Below are 21764 nucleotides of genomic sequence, written 5' to 3'. Positions count from 1 at the left end.
TAGTTGATAATGAAGAGGTGAAAAAAAGTGGAGCAAAAGCCTACGAAAAAAATGTTTCTCCAAATTGTGAAGCAGCTACGCGATTTAATTGCTGTGCAAAATATTCAAGAAGGAGAAAAATTACCTTCCGAAAGAGTATTGAGCGAACAGTTAAATGTAGGGAGGTCTTCTGTAAGAGAAGCTTTGCGAAGTCTGGAACTACTTGGATTAATTGAAACAAGGCATGGTGATGGTACTTATTTGACAAGTATGAAGCAACATCATTTAGTAGAAATTGTCGGATCATTTATTTTACAAGATGCAAGCTCTGTTGCTGATGTACATGCAACACGTGAAATGCATGAAAAAGAAGCAATCAAAATTATTTGCCAATCGGAATCATTGAGGAAACTCCCAGTTTGGGAAAGTATTTTTGTAAAAGTTGAATTAGAGCAACCGTTGCAACGTGAAGCGATATTGCGTGAATGTATGATCGTAACGGAAAATAGGCTAGCGTTTAAAATATGGCTACAATTATCGGCATATAGTAATAGTGCATTAGTGAATGATGTGACAAATGAAGAAAAACCACACTTACAAATTATGCTTGCTTCAATGCAAATGGGCTATTTACCCGAGGCGATGGAAGCTTATGAAAAATGGATAAAAGCAATGAAGTAATAATATTAGCAGTGATAACAAAGGGGGATTCTCATGGCAATTCGTGATTTATTTTCGATTAACCGTAAGAAGAATGCAGCAAGTTTAATTAAAAAATCGGACGAGAAGCACTTTCCAGAAGGTATCGTAACAAAATGTCCGAAGTGTAAAACGATTCATGTAACAAAGGAAATTGAAAAGAATATTAAGGTATGTCCGAAATGTACACATCACTTTAATATGACAGCGCACGAACGAATTAACTGCTTTTTAGATAAAGATTCTTTTACTTCAATGGATGACCATTTACAAACAACCAATCCGTTAAATTTCCCAGCCTATGTTGAGAAAGTAAACGCTGATATGGCAAAAACAGGGTTAAATGAAGCAGTTTTAACAGGGGTAGGCACATTAAAGGGAAATCCGGTTGCTATCGCTGTGATGGACTCTCATTTCCGTATGGGCTCAATGGGTTCGGTTGTTGGCGAAAAAATAACGCGAGCGGTTGAAAAAGCGACAGAATTACGTATTCCTTTCATTATTTTTACGGCGAGCGGTGGTGCGCGAATGCAAGAAGGCGTACTGTCATTAATGCAAATGGCTAAAACAAGTGTTGCATTGAAACGCCATAGTGAAGAGGGGTTATTATATATTTCGATTATGACACATCCAACGACGGGTGGTGTATCTGCTAGTTTTGCGTCGATTGGGGATTTAAATATTGCGGAACCACAAAGTTTAATTGGCTTTGCGGGAAGACGTGTAATTGAGCAAACTGTACGTGAGAAGTTACCAGAAGATTTCCAAACGGCGGAGTTTTTACTCGACCATGGCCAATTAGATGCTATTATTAGCCGTTTAGATATGCGTGATAAAATTGCAACGATTGTGAAATTACATGTACAAGGAGGCGTGTCTCATGTCTAAATTAATGGCGTTTGAAGAACCCGTTGTAAAGCTACGTGAAAAAATTGATGAGTTAAAGACCATCGCAGTAGAAGCAGATGTCGACATGAGCGGTGAGATTGAAAAGCTAGAAACGCGCTTGTCACAATTAGAGCAAAGTCTGTATGCCAATATGGAACCATGGAATCGCGTTCAAGTCGCTCGTCATCCGCAGCGACCAACAACGCTTGATTATATTGAACGAATTTTTGAGGATTTTATTGAATTACATGGCGATCGTAGTTTTAAGGATGACGAGGCAATTGTTGGTGGAATCGCGTCATTTAATGGACAACCGATTACGATTATTGGACATCAGCGAGGAAAAACAACGAAGGAAAATATTCGTCGTAATTTCGGCATGCCCCATCCTGAAGGGTATCGAAAAGCACTACGATTAATGCAGCAAGCTGAAAAGTTTAAGCGCCCAATTATTTGCTTTATCGATACGAAAGGCGCTTACCCAGGAAAAGCTGCAGAAGAGCGTGGTCAAAGTGAAGCGATTGCGCGTAATTTATTTGAAATGGCAGGCTTTAAAGTACCGATTATTAGTATTGTCATTGGTGAAGGTGGAAGTGGCGGCGCATTAGCACTTGGGGTAGCAAATAAAATTTTTATGCTTGAAAATTCAACGTATTCAGTCATTTCACCTGAAGGAGCGGCATCGATTTTATGGAAAGATGCAAGCTATGCAAAACAAGCTGCGGAAGCAATGAAAGTTACTGCTCCTGATTTAAAACGATTGGGTGTAATCGATGGCATCATCCCTGAAGTTGCAGGAGGCGCACATAAAAATATTGATCAACAAGCAAGCGCGATGAAGGAATGCATCGAAGACACGTTAGCTCATTTAAATCAACTATCCGTAGAGCAATTAATTGAAGAACGTTATGTTAAATATAAAAATATTGGACAGTATACCGAATAGATGATGGAGTAGCAATTCTTATGAAAAATCAATTACACGTTCGTGTAATTGATTTTTTTGTAAAGCTTTTAATAATTGTTCCTCAGAATAGTTACATATCAACCGTTTTTCTGTTAATGTGAATAGTAGCATAGGAGGAGAACATTTGATGAAGAAGATAGCAGTTTTAACGAGTGGGGGAGACGCTCCAGGGATGAATGCTGCCATCCGTGCTGTAGTTCGTAAAGCACGATATCATGGCGTAGAAGTCGTTGGAGTTTATCATGGCTATGAAGGGCTCTATAATGAAAATTATAAACCTCTAGATATAGGCTCAGTTGGAGACATTATTCAGCGTGGTGGTACAATCTTATATTCTGCTCGTTTCCCAGAGTTTAAAGAGGGAGATTATCAGGAAAAAGCAATTGAACGCATGAAAAAAGCAGGCATTGAAGGATTAGTCGTTATCGGTGGTGACGGCTCTTACCGTGGTGCGATGCAATTAACCGAAAAAGGTTTTCCGTGTGTTGGAATTCCGGGGACGATTGATAATGACGTTCCTGGGACAGAATATACAATAGGTTTTGATACAGCATTAAATACAGTGGTAGATTCAATCGATAAAATTCGTGATACAGCAACAAGTCATGAAAATACATTTGTCATTGAAGTGATGGGTCGTGATGCGGGAGATATCGCATTATGGGCAGGACTCGCAGGGGGAGCAGAATCGATTTTAATCCCTGAAGAAAATTTTGAAATTGAAGATGTCGTGACGCGTTTAGAGCGTGGGGCTTCACGAGGAAAGCGTCATAGTATTATTATCGTTGCTGAAGGTGTGATGAAAGGCCATAAGCTCGCAAAACAATTAGAAGGACGTACTGGGGTAAAAATTCGAACTTCTGTATTAGGACATATTCAACGTGGTGGTTCACCATCCGCACGTGACCGAGTTTTAGCCGGTTTATTCGGAGCGCGTGCAGTAGAACTTCTAATAGAAGGTAAAGGCGGACGTGCTGTCGGTATTAAAAGTCATGATGTAATTGATTATGATTTTAAAGAAGCATTTGAGCAAAAGCATCAAGCAGATTTAAGTTTATACACATTATCAAAAGAACTATCAATTTAATGCCCCGGCATAATTGATATTACACAAACGGAGATGACATAGGATGAGAAAAACTAAAATTGTATGTACGATTGGACCAGCAAGTGAATCACCAGAAATGTTAGAAAAATTAATTACAGCAGGTATGAATGTTGCGCGATTAAATTTTTCACACGGGGGTCATGAAGACCATGCTGTTCGAATTGCGGCGATTCGCGATGCGTCGGAGCGTATGAAGAAGCCTGTCGGAATTTTATTAGATACGAAAGGACCAGAAATTCGTACGCATACGATGGAAAATGACGAGGTTCATTTAGTATCGGGACAAGTAATTGATATTTCAATGACTGAAGTAATCGGAAATGAATCTTGTTTTTCTGTAACTTATGATCGTCTTATTGAAGATGTAGAGCAAAATGACCGAATTTTATTAGATGACGGCTTAATCGAACTACGTGTTTTAGCAAAGGATACAGAACAAGGTCGAATCCATACAATTGTAGAAAATGCGGGCGTTTTAAAAAATAAAAAAGGTGTAAATGTACCAGGTGTTTCAGTGAAATTACCGGGAATTACTGACAAAGATGCATCAGACATTTTATTTGGTATTGAGCAAGGTGTAGACTTTATTGCAGCATCATTCGTTCGAACAGCTAAGGATGTTTTAGAAATCCGTGAATTGTTGGAACAAAATGAAGGAAGCCATATTCAAATTATTCCTAAAATCGAAAACCAAGAAGGCGTTGATAATATTGACGCAATTATCGAAGTTTCAGATGGCTTAATGGTTGCGCGTGGGGATTTAGGTGTAGAAATTCCTGCTGAGGAAGTACCGTTAGTACAAAAAAACCTAATCAAAAAATGTAATCAAGTAGGGAAACCTGTTATTACAGCAACACAAATGTTAGATTCTATGCAACGTTTCCCACGTCCAACACGCGCAGAAGCTTCAGACGTGGCCAATGCAATTATCGATGGTACAGATGCGATCATGCTTTCAGGTGAGACGGCAGCTGGATTATACCCAGTGGAATCAGTAGCAACGATGAATAAAATTGCAGAACGCACGGAAGACTCTTTAGATTACCGCGCAATCGTTTCACAACGTAGCCGTGAAAGACAAGCAAATATGACAGAAGCCATTTCTCAGGCGGTAGCTTTCACTTCAATTAACCTAGGTGTAAAAGCAGTATTAGCGCCAACTGAAAGCGGAAATACGGCACGCATGATTGCCAAATATCGCCCAGGGGTTTCAGTTATTGCCGTTACAAGTCAGCCAACAACTGCTCAAAAATTAACATTAGTTTGGGGCGTTAAACCAATCGTTACTTCTCGCGTATCAACAACGGATGAAATTTTAGAGCTATCTGTTGACGAAGCGTTAAAGCATGAGTTTGTCAATCATGGTGATGTTGTAGTTATTACAGCAGGCGTACCAGTTGGTGAAGCAGGTACAACAAACTTAATGAAAGTTCACGTAATCGGGGACTTATTAGCGCGCGGGCAAGGAATTGGTAAAGCATCCGTTGTCGCAAAAGCAGTTGTAGCGAAAAATGCAGGAGAAGCATTAGCGTACGATACAGAGGGTGTTATTATCGTAACGGTTGGTTCGGACCGTGAAATGATGCCTGCCATCGAAAACTGTGTAGGAATTATTACAGAAGCAGGTGGGTTAACGAGCCATGCAGCAGTAGTCGGCCTGAGCTTAGGAATCCCAGTAATTGTTGGTGTAAAAGAAGCAACAACATTAATCCGTCATGGTCAAGAGATTACAATGGATGCCGAAACAGGTGTCATCTATAAAGGTCATGCAAGCGTATTATAATAAAATAAATTTATAAACAAAAAAACATCATTAGATTATTTTATCTAAATGATGTTTTTTTGTTGTGATAACTTGAAACTTTTTTGCCGAGAAAACGTATATAAGTTAAGTAACAATAGGAGGAATATGCATGAAAAAATTATTAGTAGGACTATTTGTTTTAGTATTTGCTGAAATTGCGACGTTTATCATTGTTGGTAAAGCAATCGGCGTTTTATATACATTATTATTAATTATCGTGACATCCGTTGTGGGCGTGTTAATTGCCAAAAAGCGCGGTACAAAATCTTTCCAAGCAATTCAAAACAGTGTTGCACAAGGTCAGCCTCCTGGTGTACCAATGATTGAAACGTTTATGATTTTTATCGGAGGAATTTTATTAGCTTTACCAGGCTTTTTAACAGATATTATTGGACTATTATTTGTATTAGGCATTACAAGAAGTTTATTTAAGCCGCTTATTTTCTTGTGGTTACGCAAAAAGATGAAGCATGGACAAGTCGTTATTTTGCAAAAATAGCACTTTGTTTCACTTTTACCGCAAGCATTAATAAAATCGGGCTTAAGAGGATACCGTAAAATCCGAATAGTAAAATCGAGGCAGCACTGATTAAAAAAGTATGGACCATGCGTAAATGTAGCGTATGTGACCATAATTTTGATTCAGCTAGTTGCCTTGTTATTTGGACGAATACATAAAGTAAGATGAGCGCTATCGCTAATGTTAGCTTGTTTACAAAAAAATAATAGGCTGCGAGTGGAAGTAAAAAGATCCCGATTCCTAAAAAAGGAAGCGCATCCGCTAATGCAATTAAAAAAGCTTTGCTTACAGGCGCATCAAATTGTAAAAAATAAAAGCCTGTACAAAGTAAAATAAAAGTCAGTGTAAATAGTTGGAGCTCGACAAAAATAAAATAGCTAATGAGTTCCATTGATTTCGAGAAGTAATGGGACCATTCTTTTCGAAAAGATTTTGGTGTGTAAGTGAAAAACCAAAGTCTATTTTTTTTGCTCTCAAAAATAGAAAAGTAGAAAACGATAAAGAAAATAAATAACTCGAAAATAGAATTGAGTAAACCTTTTATAAAACTAATAAAAAATAACATAGCATCATTCAAAAGTGTAGAAACTTTCTCAAGGAAAAAGGGCAGTAAGGGATGTGTAATATAATGACTTGAAAAGGTCTGAAGTGCGTTTTGTATTGTAGGGAGTAATTGAAGTGTACTTTGTAGAAATAAAAACAATAACGTTGCTATAAATGCAAGGAAAAGTAGCGTAACAAAAATGACCGCAATGAAAAAGGGAATCTTTAATCGCCCTTTTAAAAAAGCGATGACTGGATAGATGATGTACGCGGCGAAAATACCTATTACGATTGGAAAGGTGAAAAAAAGTAAGGAAATATAGAGCAATAGGACGACATATTTCCAGGTCCGATTCAAAAGTCCGCTAAAATTATACATTTCTTTCAATTAATCCACTCCTATTTTATGCCGGATATATCTCGTTAGAAACTCGAAATTCTCTTTAGAGCGTTAAATCGATTAGATTTTCTTTTTTTTACTAAAATAATGGGAATACATTCACAAAGCCGTCAAAATTGATTATAATGAATTATGTAAGCGATTTACTTATAGGTTCATTGAGCAGAACAAAAATGAGTGTACTTTTATATTTTTAAGAAAGCACTTACAAAACTAATTTATCATGTGAAGGAGCGATTTTTTTATGTCAGCAACTAAAGGTTTAGAAGGTATCGTTGCAGCGGAATCTAAGATTAGTTCTATCATCGATGATACACTTACTTATGTAGGTTATAACATTGACGATCTTACTAACAATGCAACGTTTGAAGAAATTATTTACTTATTATGGCACACTCGTTTACCAAAAGCGGACGAGCTAGCTGAATTAAAACAACAACTTGCTGAGAACATGTCTATCCCGGCGGCAATTACAGACTTATTCAAATCTATGCCAATCAATACAGTACATCCAATGGCTGCATTACGTACAGCAGTATCAATGTTAGGTGCATTTGATGAGGAAGCAGACGTAATGGAAACAGAAGCTAACTACCGTAAAGCAATTCGTTTACAAGCGAAAATTGCTACAGTAGTAACAACTTTTGCTCGCGTTCGTCAAGGTAAAGAGCCAATTGCTCCGAAGCCGGAATTAGGCTATGCAGCAAACTTCTTATATATGCTATCTGGTGAAGAGCCAGAAGCAATCGCAATTGAAGCATTCGACAAAGCGTTAGTATTACATGCTGACCACGAATTAAATGCTTCTACATTTACAGCTCGTGTATGTGTAGCAACATTATCAGATGTATATTCTGGTGTAACAGCTGCAATCGGCGCATTAAAAGGCCCATTACACGGTGGTGCAAATGAACAAGTTATGAAAATGTTAACTGAAATCGGTTCAATTGATAAAGTTGAATCTTGGGTTCAAAACAAATTGGATAACAAAGAAAAAATCATGGGCTTCGGTCACCGCGTATACCGCAAAGGCGACCCACGTGCGCCACACCTACGCATTATGTCTGAGAAACTAACTAAATTAACTGGTAAACCAGAATTATATGATATGTCTGTTAAAATTCATGACATGATCGTAGAACAAAAGAAATTACCAGCTAACGTAGATTTCTTCTCAGCATCAGTATATGACTCTTTAGGTATCGAGCATGACTTATTTACACCAATCTTCGCAGTATCTCGTACTTCAGGTTGGGTAGCACATATCCTTGAGCAATATGCAAACAACCGTTTAATCCGTCCACGTGCAGAGTATGTTGGACCAGGTATGCAAAAATACATTCCAATTAACGAGCGTTAATCAGAAAAGTATGATAACATGTTTAGGACTGTGCGGATGCCGGTCCTAGATTTACGATTATTAGGAGGCAATTTTCAATGACTAACAAAATAGTAGTAGATAACGGTAATTTAATCGTTCCAAACAATCCAGTGATCCCTTTCATCGAGGGTGACGGTATCGGTCCAGATATTTGGGCAGCAGCTTCTCGCGTAATCGACGCGGCTGTAGCAAAAGCTTACAACAATGAAAAGAAAATCGAATGGTTAGAAGTTTTAGCTGGTGAAAAAGCATTTAACAAAACTGGTGAATGGTTACCACAAGAAACTTTAGACAAAATCAATGAATATTTAATCGCAATTAAAGGTCCTTTAACAACTCCAATCGGTGGCGGTATTCGTTCCCTAAACGTAGCATTACGTCAACAACTTGACCTTTATGTTTGCTTACGTCCAGTACGTCACTTTGACGGTGTTCCTTCACCAGTTAAACGTCCTGAAGATGTAAACATGGTTATTTTCCGTGAAAACACAGAAGATATCTATGCTGGTATCGAGTTTGAAGCTGGTTCAGACCAAGCTAAAAAAATCATCGACTTCTTACAAACAGAATTCGGTACAAAAAACATCCGTTTCCCAGAAACTTCAGGTATCGGTATTAAACCAGTATCTCAAGAAGGTACTCACCGTTTAGTGCGTGCTGCAATCGAGTATGCAATCAAGCACAACGAACCAACAGTTACTTTAGTACACAAAGGTAACATCATGAAGTACACAGAGGGTGGATTCAAAAAATGGGGTTATGAATTAGCAGAAACTGAATTTGCTGATCAAACTTTCACTTGGAACCAATACGATGCAATTAAAGCTGAACAAGGTGAAGCTGCTGCAAACGCTGCACAAGATGCTGCACTAGCTGCTGGTAAAATCTTAGTTAAAGATTCAATTGCTGATATCTTCTTACAACAAATCTTAACTCGTCCAAATGAGTTCGACGTAGTAGCTACTATGAACTTAAACGGTGACTACATCTCAGACGCATTAGCTGCTCAAGTTGGTGGTATCGGTATCGCTCCAGGTGCTAACATTAACTACGTAACTGGTCACGCGATCTTTGAAGCTACTCACGGTACAGCTCCAAAATATGCTGGTCAAGACAAAGTTAACCCATCTTCAGTATTACTTTCAGGCGTATTAATGCTTGAGCACTTAGGATGGCAAGAAGCTGCAGACTTAGTTACAAACTCAGTTGAGAAAACAATCTCTTCTAAAGTTGTAACTTATGACTTTGCACGCTTAATGGATGGCGCTACTGAAGTAAAATGTTCAGAGTTTGCTAGCGAATTAATTAAAAACCTATAATTTGTAAACGACTTTGCCTATTCATGTGAAATAGTGCACAAATTATTAATAGTGTAATTAGAAAAGGGAGAGACTTTTAAGTTTCTCCCTTTTTGTTCGATAGAAACGCATTTATTTGTTATTTAAGTTAATCCCCCGGCGGATGTCACAGATTTTTTAGGGGAGGGAAGTCAGCCTAAAGACGTCACATCGTGTGACAACGTCTGACTGACCCACGTCCTGTGGGCCCTCGAAAAAATCTGGACTAAAGTTAGCCAAGGTGTAATTGATATACGAACAATCGTAAAACAAATGAAGAGGAGTGGATTGGACATGTCATTGAATCGTAAAAAAATCTCTGTAATTGGCGGTGGCTTCACTGGGGCGACTGCTGCGTTTTTAGTAGCACAAAAAGAGCTAGGTGATGTTGTTTTAGTAGATATTCCAGAAGTAGAAAATCCAACTAAAGGTAAGGCACTTGATATGTGGGAAGCTGCACCTGTGCAAGGCTTTGACTCTTATGTAAAAGGGACATCAAATTATGAAGATACGGCAGATTCAGACATTGTTCTAATTACTGCGGGTGTGGCGCGTAAACCAGGCATGAGTCGCGATGATTTAGTACAAATCAATCAAGGTGTGATGAAGTCAGTGTCTAAGCAAATCGCAAAGTACTCTCCAAATGCAACAATTATCGTATTAACAAATCCTGTTGATGCGATGACCTATACAGTGTTCAAAGAAACGGGATTCCCAAAAAATCGTGTTATTGGACAATCAGGTGTGTTAGATACCGCGCGTTTCCGAGCTTTCATTGCAGAAGAGCTTAATATTTCGGTCAAGGACATTACAGGCTTTGTATTGGGCGGTCATGGTGATACGATGGTTCCGCTTACTCGTTATTCATTTGCAGGTGGAATTCCACTAGAAACGCTCATTTCAGCGGAGCGTTTAGAAGAAATTGTTCAGCGTACGCGTGGTGGTGGTGGCGAAATCGTAAATCTATTAGGAAATGGTTCTGCTTATTATGCCCCTGCTGCTGCAATGGTTGAAATGACCGAAGCGATTCTGAAAGATCAAAAACGTGTATTACCGTCAATTGCCTATTTAGAAGGCGAATTTGGTTATGAAGGGATTTATTTAGGTGTCCCGACATTATTAGGCGCAAATGGCATTGAAAGAATATTTGAATTAGAGCTTACAGTAGAAGAAAAAGCAGCATTAGATCACACAGCCGAAGCGGTTAAAGAAGTCATGAATGCGTTAATTTAAACTTTGAAAAACCCAAGCAGGAAGAATAATCTTGCTTGGGTCTTTGTTTTGAATATCTATTATAAAACAATTTTAAAAATTCCTTACACCTGTATTTGTACTTTATTGAAAAAGTTGATACTATGAAGATAATCTCAAGATGAAGGGGTTGCGCATATTTGTTGAAACCGAATGGAAAAGTAGGTAGGAAAATTGATGAACTGGAAATTGGTGAGCGGTTACACATTACAGAAACGATAGAGGATAAGGATTTATTATTATACCTAGGTTTAACAAATGACAGTAATCCATTATATATCCAGCATGATTATGCAGTAGACACACCGTTTGGCAAACCAATCGTACCAACGATTATGCTAAATGGTATTATTACTTCTGCTATTTCTAAACATATGCCAGGACCGGGTTCAAATATTTTAGAGCAACATTTAATCTATTCACATCCTGTCTATCATTACGAAACGATTGAATTCACATTACAATTGGAACAAATTGATGAGGCGAAAAATAGGGTTGAAATTAGCGTGCAAGGATATAATGCACAAAAACAATCGATTGTTGAGGGAATTTTAAAAGTTTCACCACCATATTAATGGAAGTAATTGATTTGAGATGGGGGTTTCAAATCGATTTTGGAGGAAGCAAAATGACAAAAACAATTTTAGTAGTAGAAGATGAATTACCGATTGCAACGTTATTAAAATATAACTTAGAACAAGCTGGCTTTGAAGTACTGCTTGCACATGATGGGCAAACAGGGTTAGATATTGCTGTTGAGCAGTCACCAGATTTAATGCTGCTCGATTTAATGTTACCAAAATTAGATGGCGTAGAAGTTTGTAAAGAGCTTCGCAGGTTGCGCATTAATATTCCAATCATCATGCTTACGGCAAGGGATGATGAGTTCGATAAAGTGCTGGGGCTTGAACTAGGGGCCGATGATTACATGACGAAGCCATTTAGTCCAAGAGAAGTCATTGCACGTGTAAAGGCCGTATTACGACGCTTTTCAACTCCAATTGTAGAAGAAGTGGTTGAGCCAGGTGAGGTTGTTTACTCATATGGAAAATTACAAGTGTATCCAGAAAGATTTGAGGCATTTATCGATGAAAAATCTTTGGAATTTACGCCAAAGGAATTTGAGCTTTTAGTGTATTTACTTGAAAATAAAAATCGAGTATTAACGCGCGATCAATTGCTAAGTGCTGTTTGGAACTATGATTTCGCAGGGGACACTCGAATCGTCGATGTACATATTAGTCACTTACGAGATAAAATTGAAGAAAATAGTCGAAAACCGATTTATATTAAAACAATTCGAGGGTTAGGCTATAAGTTTGAGGAGCCTAAAAAATAATGAATGCCATGACAAATCGCTTATTTCATACGTTAATATTTGTTTTTGGATCCATTTTAGCTGTTCTAGTATTATTTATAGGACAGCTTTTCCCTTTTTTTGCCCAGGATTATGTAGAAATTACAACAAGTTTAAATCAACAGCAATTTGAGCAAGTATTAAATGAGCAGCAAATCCAGCTTTCTACTACTGAAAAAGAAGCATTGCTAAAAACGTATGAAATAGATAAAACCGCCGATGATTTTGTCCCAATTCATAAACGGCTTTACTTATTTCTTGGCGTATTAATGTTTATTTCATTCGTACTAATGGTGATGATGTCACTTCGAGTAGCTAATAATTTCATTCATCCGATTATTAATATTACGAGGACTGCTATGGAATTATCGAAAGGGAATTATCGGGCAAGAGCATTTGCGAATGGACCGAAAACGGTAGTAGAGCTACGAAATTCAATCAATTTATTAGCAAGGAATTTACAAGATATTACAAAGTCGAGAATGATGGAAGAAGAACGATTGAAAACATTAATTGAAAATATGGGCAGTGCCCTTATGATGATTGATCGTGAGGGAAATGTTTCAATCGTCAATCGGAAATTTCAAAAGCATTTCGAATTGGATAAAAATCAATTAATAGGGAAAAGCTTTTTAAACCTTGGATTGCCAAATGTTTTAGAAGAATTTATTGATCATGTATTTTTAACAGAAATGCCTTATCGTCAACAATTGGAAATGAAAATCGAACATGAATGTTATATTGAACAAGTATATGGTGCACCTGTTGTAGGGGAGCATGGACGCTGGTTAGGTGTCGTCATCGTCATGCATGATATAAGTGAACTCATTCGTTTAGAGCAAATTCGAAAAGATTTCGTTGCCAACGTATCGCATGAATTGCGTACGCCGATTACTTCAATTAAGGGATTTTCAGAAACGCTGCTTGATGGTGCTTTTAAAGATGAGCAAATGATGCTGTCGTTTTTAGGAATCATTAATGAAGAAAGTAATCGCATTCAAGTACTTGTAAATGATTTATTGGAACTATCTAAAATTGAACAGCACGGCTTTACAGTAGAGGCTTTGCCAACCCGTTTGCAAGATATTTTAGTTCGTGTAGTGGACATAACGAGCGCTCAACTGGAAAGTAAAAATATGCAGTTTGAAGTGGAAATTGAACAAGACTCTATAATTTTAGGGGATGCAAATCGATTAATTCAAGTTTTTACGAACTTAATTAATAATGCAATTGCTTATTCGAAAGAGGGTACGATGGTTACAATACGAGTTAGTGCTAATGATCAATATGGCATATTTGAAGTGAAAGATCAGGGAATGGGTATTGAAAAAGCAGAAATTGCCCGCATTTTTGAACGTTTTTATCGGGTAGACCGAGCGCGTAGTCGAAATTCCGGCGGCACGGGATTAGGTTTATCCATCGTGAAGCATTTAATTGAGGCCCATCATGGGAAAATTCAAGTAACGAGTGAAGTCGGAAGTGGAACGAGCATGAAGGTGTATTTACCCCTTTCACAGGAAGTTTAACAAAGTCTTTACAAATCGTTTATATATACTTTATATTTGGATGCTAAAGTTATTTATAGAAACCCCCAGTTTCAAAAATAGCTCACCCCTAAATAATACATCGCACAGCTTGTCCAATTGTTAATGGACGGCTGTGTTTTGTTTTGGTTGAAATGATGCAATTCCCAAAAAACTGCCCTTTCAGCGCAAATATTGTTTAAAAATTCCCTAAATTAATAATCTTACATAAAAATGAAACTAATTACTCGCCATTTCCGTAAATGTAATAGAAATGCAAATATGGATAGGAGGTTTTTTTACAATGGGCGTAAAACGTACATTATTATTTATCGGTCTTAGTCTTTTCGCACTTATTGCACTTCTCGCTGTGACGACGTCTTGGTATACCGTTGACGAATCGGAGCAAGCAGTTGTTATTACTTTTGGCCAGGCAGGTGAAACGGTGCAAGATTCGGGGTTACATTTTAAGCTCCCATGGCCGATTCAAACGGTGGAAGTTTTATCGAAGGAAACATATAGTTTACAATTTGGCTATAAACAAAAAGCAGATGGCACAATGGATACATTTGATAAAGAAACGAAAATGATTACAGGAGATGAGTACATTGTATTAACGGATTTAGTTGTACAATGGCGTATTATTGATCCAAAGAAATATTTATTTAATTCACAAGAACCACAACAAATTTTACATAGTGCGACATCGAGTGCAATACGATCCGTTATTAGTAGCTCAACAATTGATGCCGCACTAACAGATGGAAAAGCAGATATTGAAGCGAAAACGCGTGATATACTCGTGTCACTTATTGAAAACTATGATATTGGGATTGGCATTATGGGGGTCAAACTACAAGATGTCGATGTTCCGAATGAAGAAGTTCGAGCTGCCTTTACAGCTGTGACCGACGCAAGAGAAATGCAAAGAACAAAAAATAATGAGGCAGATAAGTATCGAAATCAGCGTCTAAGTGAAGCAGAAGGAGAAAAGAAAGCGATTATTTCAAAAGCGAATGGTGAAAAAACAGCCCGTATCGAACAAGCAAATGGTGAAGTGGCAATCTTTAATAAATTATACGAACAGTACCGATTAAATAAAGAAATTACTCGTGAGCGTTTAGTGCTTGAAACGTTAGAAGCGGTGTTACCGAATGCCCAAATGTACATTATGAATGATGATGCGAATGGGACGATGAAGTATTTGCCGATCCAGCCCGTTCAAAAAACACCTCCAGCTGAAAAACCAACAGAAGGGAGTTCAAACTGATGAGCAATAATAAAAATAATTTTGATGGAGATTTAGATAAGTTTGTAAAAAAACTATTTGGCAATAAAAAGGCAGCGAAAGTTGTAAAAGACGTGACTTCTGATGAGCAAAAAGAGTCCAATCAATCTAGCGGCCCAACACCGATCAAAAAGAATAAAAAACCAGCGAATGTGCGTCAGTGGCTCGCATCTACAATTATTGTGACGGGGGTATTTGCCGCACTTGTCGTTGTATTAGCGAATTTATATGTAGTAAAGGAGAATGAATTTAAAGTTGTTCGTCAGTTTGGTGAAGTTGTAAAATATGAAAAAGAGCCTGGTCTTCATATGAAAATCCCATTCATTCAAAGTGTCACGACATTACCTCGTAATTTAATGACACATGATATGATGGAAGAGGAAATTAGTACGAAAGATAAAAAACGAATCATTATTGATAACTATACGGTTTGGCGTGTGACCGATCCGAAAGCATTGATTTCTAATGCAGGTCAGTTGTTAAATGCAGAAAGTCGTATGGAAGAGTTTATTTACTCCGCATTGCGTACTGAATTTGGTCAAACGATGTATGATGATATTATAAATGAAAAAAATTCATCGCGTGGGGATATTAATGACCGCGTGACAGAGCGTGTCAATGAATTAATTACGGATGCGAATTTTGGTATTGAAGTGATGGATGTGCGAATTCGTCGTACAGATTTACCAGCAGAAAATGAGCAATCTGTTTATACGCGTATGGTTTCTGAACGTCAATCCATCGCCCAAAAGTATTTATCTGAAGGGGACGCAGAAAAACGTAGTAAGGAAGCGAATACAGATCAAGAAGTGCAAGAAATGCTAGCAACAGCGAAAAAAGATGCAGCACTTATTCAGGCTGAAGGGGAATCACAAGCAGCGCAAATTTATAATAATGCTTATTCCAAAGATCCTGAGTTTTATAGCTTATTCCGTACACTAGAATCGTATAAGAAAACGATTAATGAGGAAACGATGATTATTATTCCATCTGACTCACCGTATGCAAAATTATTATCGGGCTCTTTAAAATAAATGAAAGCACCTTTAATGGCGGTTTATCCATCAATTGAAGGTGTTTTTTTCTCTGTATTTATGAATCCTATTCATAGAGTTAAACTATATTACTTTAAAATAATATGTTTTTTGATATAATAGCATATGTAACTTGAAAAAGGAGTGATTGCATTTGAGTAAGTGGATTCAAAATACATTAATAGCCTTTATTATCGCAACTTCCGTAACAGCATTATTCCAAGGGACAAGTTTTACTTGGATCAATGCAACGATTTTTCATATACCCGTTCTATTTATTATTCTATTATTTTTAGGCTTTATCATTGCAGAAGATGTAAGAGATTCGTTTAAAAAAGTATTGTGGTTCGAAAAGCGTAAGGATAAGCGACCAATTTGGCAAGTTGGTATTGGGATGATATTTTACTTCACGCAAATCGGTTTTGTGGAAGTATTTGCGCTCTCACTTATGCATTATGATTTAGGTGGGATGCCCCTGTATTTTGTGATACCATTCTTAAATGCGTTTCTATTAACGGTGATTTTTGAAGAGATTTTTTATCGTGAAGAAAAAAGTACAGTGGAAAATTATAAATTTAAGAAGCTGAAATAATAAAAAGATAAACGATACAAACGTTCATTTTGCATAGAAGCGAAATGGGCGTTTTTTTTTGCGCATTTTTATTGTTACTAATAAACTAAAATATAAGGGGAATGGAAATATTCATTGACATGGAAAGGGAATAGTTGCAGAATTTATGTGATTGATTGTTATAGGTGAAAAGTTTTTCGGTAAACTAAATTGGACCTATGTAATCCATAAGGGAGGAGGAACTCACCTATGAAAACGTTAAAACGAATGCGCAAGGATCTAATTTTATATGTCATGTTACTTCCAGGGATTATTTACTTCACGATCTTTCATATTATCCCGATCGTTAATATGAAGCTTGCGTTCCAAGATTATAAAATCATTGGAGAAAATACATGGGTTGGCATGAAGCATTTTAATACGCTTTTCAGTTCGCCAGCGTTTCAGGATGTACTAATGAATACGATTATTATTAGTACGATGAAAATTATTTTTATTTTCCCAATTCCGATTATACTTTCACTACTTATTAATGAATTACGTTTTGGTCCTTATCGGAAATTTATTCAATCCGTTTCTTATTTACCTCATTTTCTATCTTGGGTAGTTATTGCGGGGATTTGGATAACACTATTAAACCCTGCTGATGGTGCAATCAATATCATTCGAAATTTTTTCAACCTTCCTTCGCTCGATTTTATGACGAGTAAAGAGCATATCCGTTGGGTGCTTGTGTTCTCGGAAATGTGGCGAAGTGCCGGATGGGATACGATTTTGTATATTGCAGCAATATTAAAAATTAGCCCATCTCTTTACGAAGCAGCGAAAATGGACGGTGCATCAACGCTTCAACAAATGCGCTATATTACACTTCCAGCGATGATGAGTACGGTTATTACTGTATTTATTTTAAATTTAGGTTTTTTCATGAATGCTGGATTTGACCAAGTTTTCAATTTAATGAATGATTCGGTTTTAAGTGTCATTGATATTTTGGATACATATGTATATCGAATTGGATTAATGAATGGGCAATATGCCTATGCAACAGCGGCAAGTTTATTTAAAGGTGTAATCGGTTTAATTTTAATTTTAGGGACACATTTTGTATCGAAAAAGCTTACGGGTAAAGGCGTATGGTAGGGGATGATTAAAGTGAGGACATTTTCTGTTACAAAATCGATTATTCAATTTATATTGTTTTTATTCGCGCTTGCGATTTTAATCCCATTACTAAACATTTTAGCGATGTCATTATCTGATCCGGCCCGAGTAAATGAATTATCCGGCTTGGATGTGTTACCTAAAGGATTTTCGTTCATCAATTATGAAATTATTTTTTCGAACCCATTAATTATAAAAAGCTTACTGAATTCCTTATTTATCACGATTACTGGCACGTTATTAAACTTATTTTTAACAGCTATGACAGCGTACGTATTAGCGCGTACGGATTTTATAGGGAAGAAGTTTGTGTTGTTTGTATTAATCGGCATTATGGTATTCGAGCCATCGATGATTACAGAGTATTTACTAATGAAGGATTTAGGGTTATTAAATTCCTATGCGTCGGTCATTTTGTATAAGGCGATTAATGTGTATTACTTGTTTATTTTAATGCGATTCTTCCAAGAAATACCGGATAGCATTGTGGAAGCAGCACGTATTGATGGTGCGGGGCATTTCCGTATTTTTACCCGTATCATACTGCCGCTATCAAAGCCTGCATTAGCTACAATGGCACTATTTTATGGTGTGTATCATTGGAATGAATATTTCCGTGCCACGATCTATATAACAGATCCAAATAAATGGCCATTACAAGTTGTTTTGCGTCAATTTGTTGTGTCACAAGATAATATGACGATGTTACAAGGGGTTGAAGGAATGACACCAGAATTGCTTGCATCACTTGATTTCGGTTCGTTGCAATCTACAACGATTGTGATAGCAGTCATACCAATGTTATTACTGTATCCGCTTATCTTGAAATACTTTACAAAGGGAACGATGGATGGCGGAGAGAAAGAATAAAAATGAAATGGAGGTATTTCAAATGAAGAAATTTAGTTTATTATTTTTAACTTTATTTGTGTTAATTTTAGCAGCTTGTAGTAATAAGGGTGACATAACGACGGAACCACAAGTAAATGAAGACGGCAAAACCGTTATTAAAGTAGTATTTAAAGATGACGGTCCATCAAATCCAGAAGCGGTAAAGTTTTATGATGCATTAGAGGTTGGATTAAAGGAAGATAAAGGTTTAGATGTTGAATTTGAATTGGTTGAGGTAGCACAAGGTTCTTATGCAGAAAAGTTAAATTTACTATTATATAGTGGTACAATTCCAGATTTAATTTACTTCCAAGGTGGCGATGAGCAAATCGCGAGCCAAGAACTTTTGGAAGATTTAACGCCATATATCGAGAAATCCGAACATTTAAAAGGTATTTTACAAGCGCATAATAAAACACGTTTGGAAAATTACCCATATCTTTTATGGGTGAAAAATATCGACAATAAAGTGCCGGTAGTACGTACGGATTTCTTAGAACAAACGACATCGGGTACTGCTCTAGTGCAAAATCCAACAATAGAAAACTACACTGCATTCTTTGAAGAGTTAGTAGCAAAAGGACTCGTGAAAAATGGTGTAACGGTTGCGGGTGATATTGCTGAGCTCGATTATATTTTCAATGATGCATTTGGTGTTACTTCTTCATGGTTACAACAAGATGGCACATTCGTTTACAAGAAAGTATCTGAAGCAGAAAAAAATAAATTAGCTTATTATAGCGAGCTTTATTCAAAAGGTTTACTGGATAATCAATATTTAACAAAAGCATGGGATACAAAAGAAGATGCATTTTATAATAATGAAACAGGTGTCATTGTAGGGACGAATGGTAAAGTAGTCGATTTCTACAACAGCCGTCAAAAGCAAGTGAATGATGAAACGGCAACATTAACTGTATTACCTCCAGCGAAAGGGGTAAGTCAAGGGTATGGTGCAACAAGTGTAACGAAAGAAACGCGCGGCTTAGCCATTTCTTCTCAATCACCGAACAAAGAGCTTGTATTTGAGATTTTAGATTACTTAGCGAGTCCAAACGGTTTAAAATTAGATTCTTTAGGTTATGAAGGAACACATTACACAGTAAACGGTGATGTAGTCGAGTTAAATGATCAATATTACTCAGATTGGTTTGCACGTTATTGGGAACCATTGAATGTTGATTTTGGTGTGGAAGTTAGTGAGGATACGCCATTATTAAGTGCACCTGCGAAACAATCACAAGAAGCGGTAAATTCGTATTATCATGAGGATAATAACTTTACGATCCCAGAGGATATGATTGCCGAGTGGGATGCGATGGAGAATTTATACAAAGAATATGCAGCAGATATTATTACAGGGAAAAAATCAATCGATGCATTTGATGAGTTTGTTACGAAATGGAATGCTTCTGGTGGTGAGCAATTGACGGAGTATGCAAACGAAAATATTAAGTAACGGCATATACAATACTTTCAGCAAATGAAGATGCTCTTGGTTCAAACCCTGGCTGAATTGGGGAACAAAGGCTAAACCCGTCACGTCCTGTGGGCACTCGAAAAAATCTGGACTAAATTTACCCCGAGGCGTAATTGATTAGACAATAAAGGCTTGTCTATATTTAAGAGCTGTTACTGAAAGTGCACTTGTACTTTCAGTAACAGCTTTTTGAATTCTTTAACCATAATGGAATAAATGGAAATATTTATTATAATATTCTGAAATGAAGACCAAAAGTAATGTTGATGTATAATAGTGAGTATAGTATTAAGGGTTTAATTCAATTGAAAAATAAAGAAATTAAATACCTAATATTAATATAAATTTAGGTATATCGGATGGTATATCGAACAAATACATGTTTGAAGAAAGTATTGGAGGAATAATTTTGATTTTACTTGATACTACATACATATCGCCGCTTTTGTCAGAAACACTTTATGAAAAAGACATTGTCATGTGCGATATACAGCAAAAAGAAATACTGGGACAAAATTTAGTAGAGCAACACGATTTAGAAAATGTATTTCGATCAGAGGAATTAATCATTATGAATTCTGAGGAGGCTTTTCAACTATTAAATGAATTTCATAGTCAAGCAAACATAACAAAAGTAGCCAATTTATTTAAAAATAAAGTGGATTTTAGGAAATGCTTGTCAAAAATTTACCCCCATTTTTTCTTTTTAGAAGCTTCGATGAGAGAATTACATCATATAGATACTGAAATACTGCCTTATCCAATTATATTGAAACCTTCGATTGGCTATTCAAGTGTGGGGGTTTACAGGATAGAAAATAAACATGAATATCAACGGGTTCTTGAAAATTTAGTCAGTACAATGCAATCGGGTAGTGAAAATTACTCATCGGATGTATTAGATACCAATTCATTTATTATTGAGAGCTATATCGAAGGTCAGGAATTTGCTGTAGATCTATATTTTGATGACAACAACGAACCGGTTTTACTGAATGTTTTTTCAAGGATGTTTAAAGACGAAAAAGATATGAGTGATCGCATTTATTATACAAGTAAGCAAATATTAGCCGATTATTTAGCGCCTATTTCGGCGTTTATAGCTAGACTAAATACATTATTTGATTTGAGAAAAATGCCATTACATATTGAGCTAAGAATGCAAAGCAATGGAGAGTTTATACCTATTGAAATTAATCCACTGAGGTTTGCTGGAATAGGTACAACAGAGTTAGGCTATGTTGCTTACGGTGTCAATCCGTATCATCACTTCTTTGAACAATCAAAGCCGGATTGGCCACGGTTAATACAGGCAATGGACGATAAAATATACAATTTTACATGTGCAGAATTCGATCATGATCTAAAAATCGATTCAAATTTCGTGATTTTGCATGATCAATTAAAAAAGCAGTTTGATCATATTTTAGAATATCGACATATCCCTTTAGAAAGTGGATCAACATTTGCCGTTATTTTCTACAGCTGTGATTCACTTGAACAAAACAATCATATCCTATCGCTGGACTTTATGTCATTTGTCGAGAAGAAAATGGCGATATCAAATTGAAATTCAAAA

At 36.7% G+C, this 21764-nt stretch carries 20 protein-coding genes; 19 read left to right on the top strand and 1 reads right to left on the bottom strand.

What is annotated here, in order from left to right:
- Nucleotides 1–27 precede the first annotated feature (27 nt).
- From MHI10_RS15770 to MHI10_RS15745, 6 genes are all read left to right on the top strand, one after another.
- Nucleotides 28–660, top strand: a complete 633-nt coding sequence (locus MHI10_RS15770; protein ID WP_340787094.1) for a FadR/GntR family transcriptional regulator — start codon at nucleotides 28–30, stop codon at nucleotides 658–660.
- A gap of 33 nt (nucleotides 661–693) precedes the next feature.
- On the top strand, nucleotides 694–1566 hold the full coding sequence (gene accD / locus MHI10_RS15765; RefSeq protein WP_340787093.1) for an acetyl-CoA carboxylase, carboxyltransferase subunit beta: 873 nt from the start codon (nucleotides 694–696) through the stop codon (nucleotides 1564–1566).
- Entirely contained in the window at nucleotides 1559–2512 is a 954-nt protein-coding gene (locus MHI10_RS15760; protein ID WP_340787092.1) for an acetyl-CoA carboxylase carboxyltransferase subunit alpha, read from the top strand. The genes accD and MHI10_RS15760 overlap by 8 nt, the downstream gene beginning before the upstream one ends.
- A 148-nt stretch (nucleotides 2513–2660) precedes the next feature.
- Nucleotides 2661–3620 (top strand): 6-phosphofructokinase, encoded by a 960-nt coding sequence (gene pfkA, locus MHI10_RS15755; protein ID WP_340787091.1) that lies wholly within the window; start codon nucleotides 2661–2663, stop codon nucleotides 3618–3620.
- Nucleotides 3621–3663: 43 nt separating this feature from the next.
- Complete coding sequence (pyk, locus tag MHI10_RS15750) at nucleotides 3664–5424, top strand: pyruvate kinase (protein WP_340787089.1); 1761 nt, start codon at nucleotides 3664–3666, stop codon at nucleotides 5422–5424.
- A gap of 130 nt (nucleotides 5425–5554) precedes the next feature.
- A complete protein-coding gene (locus MHI10_RS15745; RefSeq protein WP_340787087.1) occupies nucleotides 5555–5944 on the top strand; it encodes an FxsA family protein in 390 nt (129 codons plus the stop codon).
- Here the strand turns inward: MHI10_RS15745 and MHI10_RS15740 are convergent.
- Nucleotides 5928–6887 carry an AI-2E family transporter gene (locus tag MHI10_RS15740; RefSeq protein WP_340789268.1) on the bottom strand — a complete coding sequence of 320 codons (960 nt, stop codon included), beginning with the start codon at nucleotides 6885–6887 and terminating at the stop codon, nucleotides 5928–5930. The genes MHI10_RS15745 and MHI10_RS15740 overlap by 17 nt on opposite strands.
- Nucleotides 6888–7152: 265 nt before the next feature.
- Here MHI10_RS15740 and citZ point away from each other — a divergent pair, with 265 nt between their 5' ends.
- The 13 genes from citZ to MHI10_RS15675 all read left to right on the top strand — a co-directional run bounded on the left by citZ (nucleotide 7153) and on the right by MHI10_RS15675 (nucleotide 21755).
- On the top strand, nucleotides 7153–8268 hold the full coding sequence (gene citZ, locus MHI10_RS15735) for a citrate synthase (RefSeq protein WP_340787085.1): 1116 nt from the start codon (nucleotides 7153–7155) through the stop codon (nucleotides 8266–8268).
- 77 nt (nucleotides 8269–8345) lie between these two features.
- Nucleotides 8346–9608, top strand: coding sequence for an NADP-dependent isocitrate dehydrogenase (gene icd / locus MHI10_RS15730; RefSeq protein ID WP_340787082.1), 1263 nt, complete (start codon nucleotides 8346–8348; stop codon nucleotides 9606–9608).
- A 312-nt stretch (nucleotides 9609–9920) separates the two neighbouring features.
- Nucleotides 9921–10859: a malate dehydrogenase gene (gene mdh, locus MHI10_RS15725; protein ID WP_340787079.1), complete on the top strand. Its 939-nt coding sequence runs from the start codon at nucleotides 9921–9923 to the stop codon at nucleotides 10857–10859.
- A 158-nt stretch (nucleotides 10860–11017) separates the two neighbouring features.
- The gene (locus tag MHI10_RS15720) at nucleotides 11018–11452 is read left to right on the top strand and encodes a MaoC/PaaZ C-terminal domain-containing protein (RefSeq protein WP_340787076.1); all 435 of its coding nucleotides are present in this window, start codon (nucleotides 11018–11020) and stop codon (nucleotides 11450–11452) included.
- 53 nt (nucleotides 11453–11505) lie between these two features.
- Nucleotides 11506–12216: a response regulator transcription factor gene (locus tag MHI10_RS15715; RefSeq protein WP_340787074.1), complete on the top strand. Its 711-nt coding sequence runs from the start codon at nucleotides 11506–11508 to the stop codon at nucleotides 12214–12216.
- Nucleotides 12216–13760 (top strand): two-component system histidine kinase PnpS, encoded by a 1545-nt coding sequence (pnpS, locus tag MHI10_RS15710; protein WP_340787071.1) that lies wholly within the window; start codon nucleotides 12216–12218, stop codon nucleotides 13758–13760. The genes MHI10_RS15715 and pnpS overlap by 1 nt, the downstream gene beginning before the upstream one ends.
- 301 nt (nucleotides 13761–14061) lie before the next feature.
- A complete protein-coding gene (gene hflK, locus MHI10_RS15705) occupies nucleotides 14062–15027 on the top strand; it encodes an FtsH protease activity modulator HflK (RefSeq protein ID WP_340787068.1) in 966 nt (321 codons plus the stop codon).
- The gene (gene hflC, locus MHI10_RS15700; protein ID WP_340787066.1) at nucleotides 15027–16079 is read left to right on the top strand and encodes a protease modulator HflC; all 1053 of its coding nucleotides are present in this window, start codon (nucleotides 15027–15029) and stop codon (nucleotides 16077–16079) included. The genes hflK and hflC overlap by 1 nt, the downstream gene beginning before the upstream one ends.
- Nucleotides 16080–16233: 154 nt before the next feature.
- Nucleotides 16234–16671 carry a DNA polymerase I gene (locus tag MHI10_RS15695; protein WP_340787065.1) on the top strand — a complete coding sequence of 146 codons (438 nt, stop codon included), beginning with the start codon at nucleotides 16234–16236 and terminating at the stop codon, nucleotides 16669–16671.
- 228 nt (nucleotides 16672–16899) lie between these two features.
- Nucleotides 16900–17793 (top strand): ABC transporter permease, encoded by an 894-nt coding sequence (locus MHI10_RS15690; RefSeq protein ID WP_340787063.1) that lies wholly within the window; start codon nucleotides 16900–16902, stop codon nucleotides 17791–17793.
- A gap of 12 nt (nucleotides 17794–17805) precedes the next feature.
- A complete protein-coding gene (locus MHI10_RS15685; protein ID WP_340787062.1) occupies nucleotides 17806–18684 on the top strand; it encodes a carbohydrate ABC transporter permease in 879 nt (292 codons plus the stop codon).
- Nucleotides 18685–18706: 22 nt separating this feature from the next.
- On the top strand, nucleotides 18707–20164 hold the full coding sequence (locus tag MHI10_RS15680) for an extracellular solute-binding protein (protein WP_340787061.1): 1458 nt from the start codon (nucleotides 18707–18709) through the stop codon (nucleotides 20162–20164).
- Nucleotides 20165–20594: 430 nt separating this feature from the next.
- Nucleotides 20595–21755: an ATP-grasp domain-containing protein gene (locus MHI10_RS15675; RefSeq protein WP_340787059.1), complete on the top strand. Its 1161-nt coding sequence runs from the start codon at nucleotides 20595–20597 to the stop codon at nucleotides 21753–21755.
- The last annotated feature ends 9 nt before the right edge of the window (nucleotides 21756–21764 follow it).

It is taken from the genome of Solibacillus sp. FSL K6-1523 (genome assembly GCF_038005225.1).
Classification (GTDB): domain Bacteria; phylum Bacillota; class Bacilli; order Bacillales_A; family Planococcaceae; genus Solibacillus.
Note: the sequence above shows the minus strand (reverse complement) of the source record. Positions and strands in the feature narration are given on the sequence as shown.

Bases quoted from the DNA above. Each gene is read 5' to 3' on its own strand.
- accD (WP_340787093.1), top strand. From the start codon at position 694: ATGGCAATTCGTGATTTATTTTCGATTAACCGTAAGAAGAATGCAGCA.
- MHI10_RS15760 (WP_340787092.1), top strand. From the start codon at position 1,559: ATGTCTAAATTAATGGCGTTTGAAGAACCCGTTGTAAAGCTACGTGAA.
- pfkA (WP_340787091.1), top strand. From the start codon at position 2,661: ATGAAGAAGATAGCAGTTTTAACGAGTGGGGGAGACGCTCCAGGGATG.
- pyk (WP_340787089.1), top strand. From the start codon at position 3,664: ATGAGAAAAACTAAAATTGTATGTACGATTGGACCAGCAAGTGAATCA.
- MHI10_RS15745 (WP_340787087.1), top strand. From the start codon at position 5,555: ATGAAAAAATTATTAGTAGGACTATTTGTTTTAGTATTTGCTGAAATT.
- MHI10_RS15740 (WP_340789268.1), bottom strand. From the start codon at position 6,887: ATGTATAATTTTAGCGGACTTTTGAATCGGACCTGGAAATATGTCGTC.
- citZ (WP_340787085.1), top strand. From the start codon at position 7,153: ATGTCAGCAACTAAAGGTTTAGAAGGTATCGTTGCAGCGGAATCTAAG.
- icd (WP_340787082.1), top strand. From the start codon at position 8,346: ATGACTAACAAAATAGTAGTAGATAACGGTAATTTAATCGTTCCAAAC.
- mdh (WP_340787079.1), top strand. From the start codon at position 9,921: ATGTCATTGAATCGTAAAAAAATCTCTGTAATTGGCGGTGGCTTCACT.
- MHI10_RS15715 (WP_340787074.1), top strand. From the start codon at position 11,506: ATGACAAAAACAATTTTAGTAGTAGAAGATGAATTACCGATTGCAACG.
- pnpS (WP_340787071.1), top strand. From the start codon at position 12,216: ATGAATGCCATGACAAATCGCTTATTTCATACGTTAATATTTGTTTTT.
- hflK (WP_340787068.1), top strand. From the start codon at position 14,062: ATGGGCGTAAAACGTACATTATTATTTATCGGTCTTAGTCTTTTCGCA.
- hflC (WP_340787066.1), top strand. From the start codon at position 15,027: ATGAGCAATAATAAAAATAATTTTGATGGAGATTTAGATAAGTTTGTA.
- MHI10_RS15690 (WP_340787063.1), top strand. From the start codon at position 16,900: ATGAAAACGTTAAAACGAATGCGCAAGGATCTAATTTTATATGTCATG.
- MHI10_RS15680 (WP_340787061.1), top strand. From the start codon at position 18,707: ATGAAGAAATTTAGTTTATTATTTTTAACTTTATTTGTGTTAATTTTA.